10 protein-coding genes and 1 pseudogene are annotated in these 8,516 nt (G+C 69.8%); 4 read left to right on the top strand and 7 right to left on the bottom strand.

Annotated features, from left to right (window positions below):
* Positions 1-133: 133 nt before the first annotated feature.
* The 3 genes and pseudogenes from ACFTWP_RS38150 (at position 134) to ACFTWP_RS38140 (ending at position 1,634) form a co-directional block, all read left to right on the top strand.
* Complete coding sequence (locus ACFTWP_RS38150; RefSeq protein ID WP_380269729.1) at positions 134-466, top strand: hypothetical protein; 333 nt, start codon at positions 134-136, stop codon at positions 464-466.
* A 116-nt stretch (positions 467-582) separates the two neighbouring features.
* Positions 583-993: pseudogene (locus tag ACFTWP_RS38145) on the top strand (helix-turn-helix domain-containing protein); the annotation flags it as partial.
* 260 nt (positions 994-1,253) lie between these two features.
* The gene (locus ACFTWP_RS38140; protein WP_380269728.1) at positions 1,254-1,634 is read left to right on the top strand and encodes a transposase; all 381 of its coding nucleotides are present in this window, start codon (positions 1,254-1,256) and stop codon (positions 1,632-1,634) included.
* A 524-nt stretch (positions 1,635-2,158) separates the two neighbouring features.
* On the opposite strand, the gene ACFTWP_RS38135 is transcribed toward ACFTWP_RS38140, so the two are convergent.
* The 3 genes from ACFTWP_RS38135 to ACFTWP_RS38125 form a co-directional block, all read right to left on the bottom strand.
* Positions 2,159-2,323 (bottom strand): hypothetical protein, encoded by a 165-nt coding sequence (locus tag ACFTWP_RS38135; RefSeq protein ID WP_380269727.1) that lies wholly within the window; start codon positions 2,321-2,323, stop codon positions 2,159-2,161.
* 77 nt (positions 2,324-2,400) lie between these two features.
* Positions 2,401-2,928, bottom strand: a complete 528-nt coding sequence (locus tag ACFTWP_RS38130) for a helix-turn-helix transcriptional regulator (protein WP_380269726.1) — start codon at positions 2,926-2,928, stop codon at positions 2,401-2,403.
* A 299-nt stretch (positions 2,929-3,227) separates the two neighbouring features.
* A complete protein-coding gene (locus tag ACFTWP_RS38125) occupies positions 3,228-3,470 on the bottom strand; it encodes a hypothetical protein (RefSeq protein ID WP_380269725.1) in 243 nt (80 codons plus the stop codon).
* Between the two features lie 560 nt (positions 3,471-4,030).
* On the opposite strand from ACFTWP_RS38125, the gene ACFTWP_RS38120 reads away from it, so the two are divergent.
* Complete coding sequence (locus tag ACFTWP_RS38120; protein ID WP_380269724.1) at positions 4,031-4,660, top strand: phosphotransferase; 630 nt, start codon at positions 4,031-4,033, stop codon at positions 4,658-4,660.
* Positions 4,661-4,759: 99 nt separating this feature from the next.
* On the opposite strand, the gene ACFTWP_RS38115 is transcribed toward ACFTWP_RS38120, so the two are convergent.
* The 4 genes from ACFTWP_RS38115 to ACFTWP_RS38100 all read right to left on the bottom strand — a co-directional run bounded on the left by ACFTWP_RS38115 (position 4,760) and on the right by ACFTWP_RS38100 (position 8,497).
* On the bottom strand, positions 4,760-5,419 hold the full coding sequence (locus tag ACFTWP_RS38115) for an HAD family hydrolase (protein ID WP_380269722.1): 660 nt from the start codon (positions 5,417-5,419) through the stop codon (positions 4,760-4,762).
* Positions 5,420-5,509: 90 nt separating this feature from the next.
* The gene (locus ACFTWP_RS38110) at positions 5,510-6,265 is read right to left on the bottom strand and encodes a phosphotransferase family protein (RefSeq protein WP_380269721.1); all 756 of its coding nucleotides are present in this window, start codon (positions 6,263-6,265) and stop codon (positions 5,510-5,512) included.
* The gene (locus tag ACFTWP_RS38105; RefSeq protein ID WP_380269720.1) at positions 6,262-7,473 is read right to left on the bottom strand and encodes a hypothetical protein; all 1,212 of its coding nucleotides are present in this window, start codon (positions 7,471-7,473) and stop codon (positions 6,262-6,264) included. The genes ACFTWP_RS38110 and ACFTWP_RS38105 overlap by 4 nt, the downstream gene beginning before the upstream one ends.
* Positions 7,460-8,497 carry a hypothetical protein gene (locus ACFTWP_RS38100; RefSeq protein WP_380269719.1) on the bottom strand — a complete coding sequence of 346 codons (1,038 nt, stop codon included), beginning with the start codon at positions 8,495-8,497 and terminating at the stop codon, positions 7,460-7,462. The genes ACFTWP_RS38105 and ACFTWP_RS38100 overlap by 14 nt, the downstream gene beginning before the upstream one ends.
* Positions 8,498-8,516 lie beyond the last annotated feature (19 nt).

Below are 8,516 nucleotides of genomic sequence, written 5' to 3'. Positions count from 1 at the left end.
CCACTTCCCACAATCCATCAGGAACGATCCATCCCCACTCAGCACTCCCCATGACCCATACAACGAGACCACCACCACGTAGGACACGGTCTAAGTCCGGCTACTGGAGGACAACGATGCCACGATGTCGCCAGTGACCAAGGGGTACCCATCGGACTGGGATGACGAGGGCCGTTCAGAGAGCTACGAGTCAGCGAAGCGCCGGTCGAAGCTCATCGCCGAAGTAGAGGCCCTGGCATCAGCGGCTGTTCACGAGCTCTGGCTCCAAGCCATCGATGCCGACCAGGAAGTCGTCGAGCTCATCAGCAGTCTCCCGTTGTCCCCCGAAGACGTCGCCCGGGAGATCGATAGGTCGTCCCAGGCCCAGCATCGGCAGCAGGCCCGGGAAGCCCTCATAGATCAAGTGCGCCTCGAACTTGGACGTGAGCCGCTCGTCGATCGAGCACGCCCAGACGACGCCCCCTAGGTGTACTGACCACGGAGGTTGGTGACAGGGCTCACGGCGTGGTGATCTTGAAATGAGTGAGGGCCTTCTGGCTCGGTGTGGATTGCGACATCTGCACCGACTTCAGAAAGGCCCTCATGCCACACCGTAATGCACCGCTGACCGAGACCGGCCGTCTGCGCCTGGCCCGCTGCGTGGTCGAGGACGGATGGCCGCTGCGCCGGGCCGCCGAGCGCTTCCAGGTATCGCCCACCACGGCCAAACGCTGGACGGACCGCTACCGCGCGCTCGGCGAGGCCGGAATGAGCGACCTGCCCAGCCGCCCGCACCACAGCCCGCGCCGGACCCCGACTCGTACCGAGCGCAGGATCATCAAGGTCCGCGTCCTGCGACGCTGGGGACCGGCCCGCATCGCCTACCTGCTGCAGCTCAACCCGGCCACCGGCCACCGCGTCCTGACCCGCTACCGCCTCGCCCGTCTCGCCCACCTCGACCGCGCCACCGGACGCGCAATCCGACGCTACGAGCACAACGCCCCGAGCGAGTTGGGATGGTGTCCCGCTGTGTGGTGTAGCCGATCACTGATGAGGCGTGGGCGGGCTCGCGCCCGGGGCGCACACCCACAGGGGCCTCACGCTCCCTGAGCACAGGTCGGCCACCCTGCAACTCTTCGAATTGAATGGCCAGTTCAACGAATTGAGCCGCACGGTGGCCCTGTCCCAGTCTGAACCTACGCCTGCCGGAGTCGGTACGTTCGTCGGACGGGCTCGAGCTCGTCCGCGGGGTAGCCGAGCGGCTGCTCCAGGAGTTGATCGAGGCCGAGGCCACAGCTCGGATCGGCGGCCAGTGGAACGAGCACACCGACACCCGCACCACGTTTCGCAACGGGCACCGCGACAAGACCCTGGCCACCGCAGCTGGCGACCTGGACCTGGCCATCCCCAAACTGCGAGCCGGCAGCTTCTTGCCCGCCCTGCTGGAGCGGCGCCGCCGCATCGGCCAGGCCCTCTACGCAGTCATCACGGAGGCCTATGTCCACGGCGGATCACGCGACTCGGGTGAGTTCACCGGCGCGGCTGGCGAGGATCATTCGGGCGCCGCTGGTGGCCGCGTCGCCGGTGTCTGCGGCGGGGCTGACGGCGAGGCAAGCTGCACAGACAGGCCGAGGGTTTCGGCGGCTGCTCGGTAGGTGTTGGTGCCGGCGGCGAGGTGCCCGGCTGTCGGTAGGGTTGCGGACGAGGTCGTGGTCGAGTACAGGGGCGAGCAGGACGCACGGGATCGACAGGGAGCGTGCCCGGTGCAGCACACGCAGCACCGGCGCCGGCACGTTCGGGGCGCCGGTGACTCCGGTCGCGAGCAGGGTGGGAGGTGCTGGAGAGTGCGGTGCGCGGCAGGTCGGTGAGCGCCTCGAGATCGACCAGAACAGCGGTGCGGCCCCGCGGGAAGACGTCCAGCTCCCGCGTTCCGGTGGAGGACAGGGGCTTCTGCCGGTCGCCTTGGGGAGTGCCGTCGGCGGTGGGCGGGGAGGTGGGTCGGGGTTCGGCGTTCATCAGCCCTCTTGATTGGTGGTCGGGTGAGGCCCTGGCCCGGACGGCCGCCATGGGGGCTTGCTGCGGTGGTGCTCCTGCCCGCCCGCAGCTTCAACGGGACCAGCAGGAGGTGGATCCACCCGTCGCGGAGCGATGTCGAGGGCCGCATACATGTGAGGAACCGTCAGTCGATAGGCGGTCGCCGGCCGGCGGAGGTGGCGGCGGCCCTCAGCCGAGTGCGCTGCTTCAGGAGGCGGTCGGCGGTGATGAGGGCGGCGAACGACGCGGTGGCGAGGATCCCCAGGTAGAGGGGGTGGTTCATCTCAGCGCGGTGTTGGAGGAGGTACATGGCGGCACCACCGACCTGGACTCCGAGCAAGATGCACAGCGCTCGGGATCGGTCTCTGCCGGGCATTCGGCCGGCGCTCAACGACCGAGCCTGTTCTGCCTGTTGTCGCGAGCGAGCGGCTCGGCGGTCCAGGCCGGGTCGATGTCGCTCAGGAGAGTGAGGCCGCAGAGGACCCCGACGACGGCGGCCTGGGGCTGGCTGTCGACACCCAATTGGGTGAGCAGCATCTTGGTGTAGGTGCGCATCGTGCCCGGGGCGATTCCCCATTCGGTGGTCAGCTCGGTTGTACTTCGGCCGGCGGACCAGCCGCGCAAGATCTGGGACAGACGAGGCATGAGTTGGGGCTTGACGGTGAGAGCCCCGGTCGAGTGGACCGGGGCGGTGACGATGCGCTGGGCGGTGGCCCAGGCGGCGAGGTGCAGCACGGTGCTTGTGCGGGTCCTGGCGAGGAGCCTCTTGATGGCGGCGCGGACATCGTCCGCGGCCACAGCGGCGCCGGGGCCGGCGGCGATCTGGGGGTGGCGGGCGCCGGAGGCGACGAGGGCGGCCGCATGGCCACGGCTGGCCCGGTTACCCATCATCACGGTGGAGTTGCCGAACGTCATATTTCTCCATGAATATGGATGCCTCGGGAGTTGAGGGCCGAACCCCTGGACCAAAGCCGCGCCTGAGCAATACCTCCCAATGAAGAGATTTGCGGTTCCGGAAGATGCGGTGCCATGTGCCTGGCGGGCGACCCCGGGCCCGCGGTCGAGCGAGCTGATACAACGATCACGGCAAGTGATGGCGGCCAAGGAGTTCTGACCGTGACCAGCACCGCATCGCCGCAGGGGTCCTCGACACGACGGCATCCGGCGCGGGGCGCTGCCTCGCGCCGGCGTTCGTGCGTTGGCAGACGGAGAACTCACTCGCCGATCTCGGCCACGCGGACCTCGTCTTCGTGCGCAACCCCGAACACATCGGTCAGCACCGGCCGCAGATTCACACCGCGCTGCGGGAAACCTTCGTCGTCCTGGAGGAACTGGCTCACGAAGGACGGATCGGCGGGTACGGAGTGGCGACCTGGTCCGGGCTGGAGGCCGGTGCCTTCACCGTTCCCGACCTCGTCCGCCTTGCGCAAGATGCCGCTGGGTCCGTCGATCACCACCTCACTGGCCTGCCACTCCCGGTGAGCCTCGTCATGGTTGATCCGATCACCCAGGCCCTCGACGGCAGAGCAGGGCCGCTCGCCCAGGCCGGCGGTGAGGGGATCACCACCTTCGGCTCCGCGCCCCTGTGCGGGGGAGGGCTGCCGGGCCTGATGACGTCCGAACTGGTGAACCTCGTCAGGCCGGGGTTGACCGCCGCCACGGCCGCCCTGCTGGTAGCCGCTTCCTGCCCCGGCCTGGACGTCGTGCTTCTGTCCGCGAGCAGCAGGGCGTACTGGCAGGATGCACTGGCGGCCGTCGCCAGCCCGTTGGACACCGATCGACTCAGGAGCGTGATTCGTGCAGTCGCCCCCCCGATGAGCCCACGCGCATCCGGATGGAGGCCGCGCACAGCACGGCAGCCACCCTCATGGACCTCACCTGCACCGGAAGCCCCGTATGGGGGTTTGCCGGTCACACGGTCGGCCGCCAGGCCGGCGACCGGTGGCTTCGCGTTGCCTGCTCCGCCTCGGCCCGCGCCCGCCGGCAGGGGGAAGGCATCGTCGGGGCGGAGGCTCTCGTGCCGGACGAGGTCCCTCGGCCGCGACTCCACGGAATCCTCGACTGGACGGACGAAGAGCACGCCTACCGGGCCGACCTGATCGACTACATCACCGACCCAGTCATCTCCTCCCGCCCCGACCTCGTGACCGACCCAGACATCCCCGACACCTGGTGGCAGGCCCTGCGGACGGCGACGGAGCATCTGAGCGCCGCCGAGACAACCAAGATCACCGTCCGGGACGTCTGGATCCGGGCAGCGTTCCCCCAGTACCTCGGTATCCCCGCACCCGCGAAGGTGGAACGGGTCGCCGGACACGGCGACTACCACTGGGGAAACCTCGCCGGGCCCACGCTGACCATCCTCGACTGGGAACGCTGGGGCCTCGTACCCGTCGGGTTCGACCCCGGCATGCTCCACGCGAACAGCCTGTTCGTGCAGGCCGTCGCTGCCCGGGTCCGCCACGAATTCGCTGCAGTCCTGAACAGCCCGGAAGGTCGCATCGGTGAGCTGGTGGCCATCGCCGAGATGCTCCAGGCCGTCGCGCGCGGCTGGTACCCGGAACTCGCAGTCCCCCTTGCCGACCGGGCACGGGAACTGACCGGCATCACACCGGCGGGCGATGCCGCCCCCGAACTCGTTCGATAGCAGTGGATCTTCAGCCTGCAGAGGATCACGGATGTACTCGGAACCTGAGCCCGACACCGCCGGTACTGGGTCGTCCCGCCATGGCGCAGATGGCGGGCGTCAGTAGCTGCGGAAGCAGTGGACGTTCACGGCTCGCATCCCTGCGGCATGGGCCGCTTGCATGCCTTCGGGTGAGTCTTCGTAGACGAGGCAGCGTGAGGGGTCGACGCCGAGGAGGTTCGCTGACAGGAGGAAGAGGCCCGGGTCGGGCTTGCCTCGTGGGGCGTCTTCACCGGTGATGACGTGCTCGAAGAGGTGCCGCAGACCGGTGGAGGCGAGGCCGGCGTGGACCGCTCTGTGGGCGCCGCCCGAGGCGATGGCCAGGGGTAGGCGGCCGTACAGGGACTCGGCGAGTTGGACCACCGGCGGGTAGGGGCGCAGGCCCGAGATGTTGTCGAGGATGGTTTGCAGGCACCGGGCAACAACGTCCTCGACCGGTACTGTGACTCCCGCCGCTGTGGCGAGTTCCTTGATCAGCTCAGCGCCCGAGGTGCCTATCCGGGCCGCGTAGAACGGCTCGTCCATAGTCAGGCCCCAGTGAGCGCAAGCATGCGACAGGCCGTGGTAGTTGAGTGGGTGGCTGTCGACGAGCGTTCCGTCCCAGTCGAAGAGCACCGCTTCGTAGCGGTCCAGGTCTGACGGCAGGTCGCCGTGGTCGCAGGTTCCTGATGAGGGACAGTCGCTGTCCGGCGACGCGGCGGCGAGGAGTGCCTCGCGCACAGCGTCTCCGGCTGGCTGATCATGGTTGGTCGGTGTGTTGGTGTGGTCCCGGTGGGGATGTGCCTGCATGTGAGTCTCACTGTCGTGTCGTCAGGTGTTCGCGGTCAGGTCGCGCGCGTGGCGTTGGGCGGCGGTGGGGTCGGGCGGGGTTGCGGTGACCGCGGACATGAGGCGGCCGAGGAGATGCACGGACCGGTAGACAGCCAGGTTTGCCTCGGAGTGGGGGATGCCGTGGTCGGCGAGGACGCGGACCATACGGGCGGGGCGGATGCCGAGGGCGTGAGCGGTTCGTGCGTAGTCGAGGCCGGGGTCGCCGTAGATCGCGAGTTCCCAGTCGAGGCCGGCGGTCCCGGTGGCGCTGAGCAGGAAGTTGCCAGGCTCGGGATCGTTGTGCAGGAGGCGAGGAACGGCCGGTTCGGGCAGGGGCGAGTGCGCGAGCGCCTTGGCCGTGTCGGCGGCCTCGTAGAATCCGTGGCGGGCGAGCGCATCCTGGTAGGAGACCAGGCGCGCGCGCAGGTACTCTCCCCAGCTCGCCGCCGACGGCTCGCTGAGTCGGCCGAAGCCGGGACCGGTGAGGTGGTGGACGGTCTGCAGGTAGGTGATGACGTGTCGGGCCGCCTCCTCGCCGACTCCTGCCGGCGATCCGTGCAGTCGGCGCAGGACCAGGAGTCGGCGGCCTCGGATGCGGCCGGCTCCGAGAACGGTCGGGGCCGGTATCCGTGCTTCAGCAAGCCGTTGCAGCGCGGCCTTCTCTGTGTGCGCGCGCCAGGGTTCGCGGTAGATCTTGATCACGGCGCCGGGAAGTTGGAGGAGCCGGTTGGTCGGCGGGATCGCGGCGCCGCTCATGTCCGCGGTGTCTGGTCGTCGAGGCTCGCGCGCAAGGCTGCGGTGACTGCGGCGTACGGGGTGCGAGTGCCGAAGCGCAGGCTAACGGCTGGCCGGCCGGCCAGCGCGTCGAGGACGCGGGCTCCGTGGTCGGCGAGGCGCTCGGTGCTGCTGGTGCGGATGCTGAGCCAGTCATGCACGTAGATGTCGTCGCCTGGCGACATGCACTGGGCCGCCAGCAGTTCCCGCGCAGGCCCCGATCGCGCCACCTGGAGATGGAGCTCCTCGGCGTCCTGGACGATCTGCGGGAAGACGATGAGGTCCACGGTCGCGTCCGGTGTCAGCGGGGTGCCGGTGCGTTCGTGCCATTCGGCGGGCAGGATGTGCAGCTTGCTGGCGCCGTGGAAGGTCTGCCAGTCGGTGTCGGTCGCGGGCTTGGGCCGAGTGAGGTCCCACTGCCGGGCGCCCGCGAAACCGAGTGCTTGCAGGGTGCCGCCGTTGAGCCGGATGGGGCCGGGCATGGCGACAGCCCGGGGTGCGGCATCCGACTCTGTGGTGATCATGGTGCGGTCGTTGGAGAGGAACGCGCCGCCCTGGGCTGCGGCCAGGGCCAGGGCCAGGCTGGACTTGCCGGCGCCGGAGTCGCCGACGATGAGGATGCCTCGGCCGTCGAGGGTGGCCGCCGAGGCGTGCAGGCATACCCAGCCGTCGTCTTCGGCCCGGCGGTAGCCGATCTCCCGCAGGTGCCGGGCGGCGTTCATCGTCGCGTCGGTGTCGTCGCACGTGATCACGGTGTAGCCGTCCGGGTGGCGGACGATGACCTGCGGTGCGATGCCCACGCCCGGGTCGGTCAGGAGCACCGGACCAGGGGACAGTTGGTGCCAGGCGGCGGGGGCGTGGACGTGCATCAGCACGGGGCTCGGGGAGCCGGTGGCGCGGTGGCGGACGCGCTTCGCGAGTGCGGCAACCTGGGCGTACGGCAGGGTGAGGCAGCGCATCGTCGCGGCCGGGCCGGCGGTTGTGGCGGGGCTGGGGTTCCAAAGTGGGCTAGCCGGGGTGAACAGGCTCCGTACGTAGGCCGTTGCCGCGCTGGTCGCGAGCACGTCGACGCTCAAGGCTCCGAGTTGGACGGTGGTCTTCTGGCCGCACCACGGGTCGAGGGTGGTGGCCTCGGCGTTGCCGTCGAGGAGTGCTTCGATTGCCGGTATGGCCTGGTCAGTGGCGGGCATCGGCGTCTCCGGTGGCGAGGAAGTGTTCGATCTTGCTCTGGCCGTTGCGGGTGTGCGGGATGTGGTGGTCTGTCAGTGCGGCGGCGACGGTGTCGGCGGCGTCGGCCACGGCCCGCTGGATGCGGGCGGCGGAGGGCGTGGCGGTGTCGGCGGTGAAGCAGGCCCCGTATTCGATCTCGACCTGCTGGAGGGCGCCGGGGTGCGGGGCGAGGGTGGTGGTGTCCACGGTGACGGTGGACCAGTGGCCGTCCTGGTCGGTCGGCGTGGGGAGGTCCCAGGTGGTGCGGTGGAGCCGGCCCGCGTGGATGAGGCGGGGGTGGCCGAGGGCTTCGCTGACCAGGGCGAGGGCCTGGTCGCGGGTGGCGGCGGGGCGGATGCTCTTGTGGAGCCTCCCGTCCTTGAGGACCTTGGCCTTGGCCCACCAGGTCCCGTCGGGGCGTGGGGTCAGGGCGGCGTACTCGCGTCTGCCGCCGGGTGGCAGGTAGATGTCCGAGCGCAGGATCCGCCGGTGGACGGTAGGGCCGAAGACCGGCACGCCGGTGGCGGGCAGGTGGTCGCGCAGGAGTCGGGCGACGGTGAGCGGGTTGACCGGGCCGGTGAGGGTGATCTTCGCTTCCGCCTCTGGGCCTTCGGAGGAGCGCTGGCCGGGGCGTGGGACGGGGAAGTTGACCAGCGCGCTCTGCTGGACGACTTCAGCGGCCCACGAGGCGACGCCGGCGGGATCGACGGCGGGCGGCGTAGTGCGGTGGAAGCCTGCCAGGACTGCGGCGTCCGGGTGCCACTGCACGGTGGCGAAGAAGGCGGCCTCGCCCGTCGCGTCGTCGAAGTGGCAGGCCCACAGCGGAACGCGGACCGATCCTTGCGCGGCGTTCGGCTGCGGGCTGCCGTCGGGCCGGTGCCACGCGAGGCCGCGCAGGGTGTGTTCGGCGAGGACGAGGGCGGGTCCGGGCGTCGGGTCGGCGAGCTGGGTGAAGGCGACGTCCCGGTTGTTGGGAGTGTCGGTGGTGGCTGCGACGAGGAGCACGGTGATTCCTTCCGCGCGG

Origin of the sequence: Kitasatospora sp. NPDC057015 (genome assembly GCF_042673745.1) — a bacterium.
In the GTDB taxonomy this organism is placed as follows: Bacteria; Actinomycetota; Actinomycetes; order Streptomycetales; family Streptomycetaceae; genus Kitasatospora.
This window is presented reverse-complemented; position numbering and strand designations above follow the sequence as displayed.

Bases quoted from the DNA above. Each gene is read 5' to 3' on its own strand.
- ACFTWP_RS38135 (WP_380269727.1), bottom strand. From the start codon at position 2,323: ATGTACCTCCTCCAACACCGCGCTGAGATGAACCACCCCCTCTACCTG.
- ACFTWP_RS38130 (WP_380269726.1), bottom strand. From the start codon at position 2,928: ATGACGTTCGGCAACTCCACCGTGATGATGGGTAACCGGGCCAGCCGT.
- ACFTWP_RS38110 (WP_380269721.1), bottom strand. From the start codon at position 6,265: ATGAGCGGCGCCGCGATCCCGCCGACCAACCGGCTCCTCCAACTTCCC.
- ACFTWP_RS38105 (WP_380269720.1), bottom strand. From the start codon at position 7,473: ATGCCCGCCACTGACCAGGCCATACCGGCAATCGAAGCACTCCTCGAC.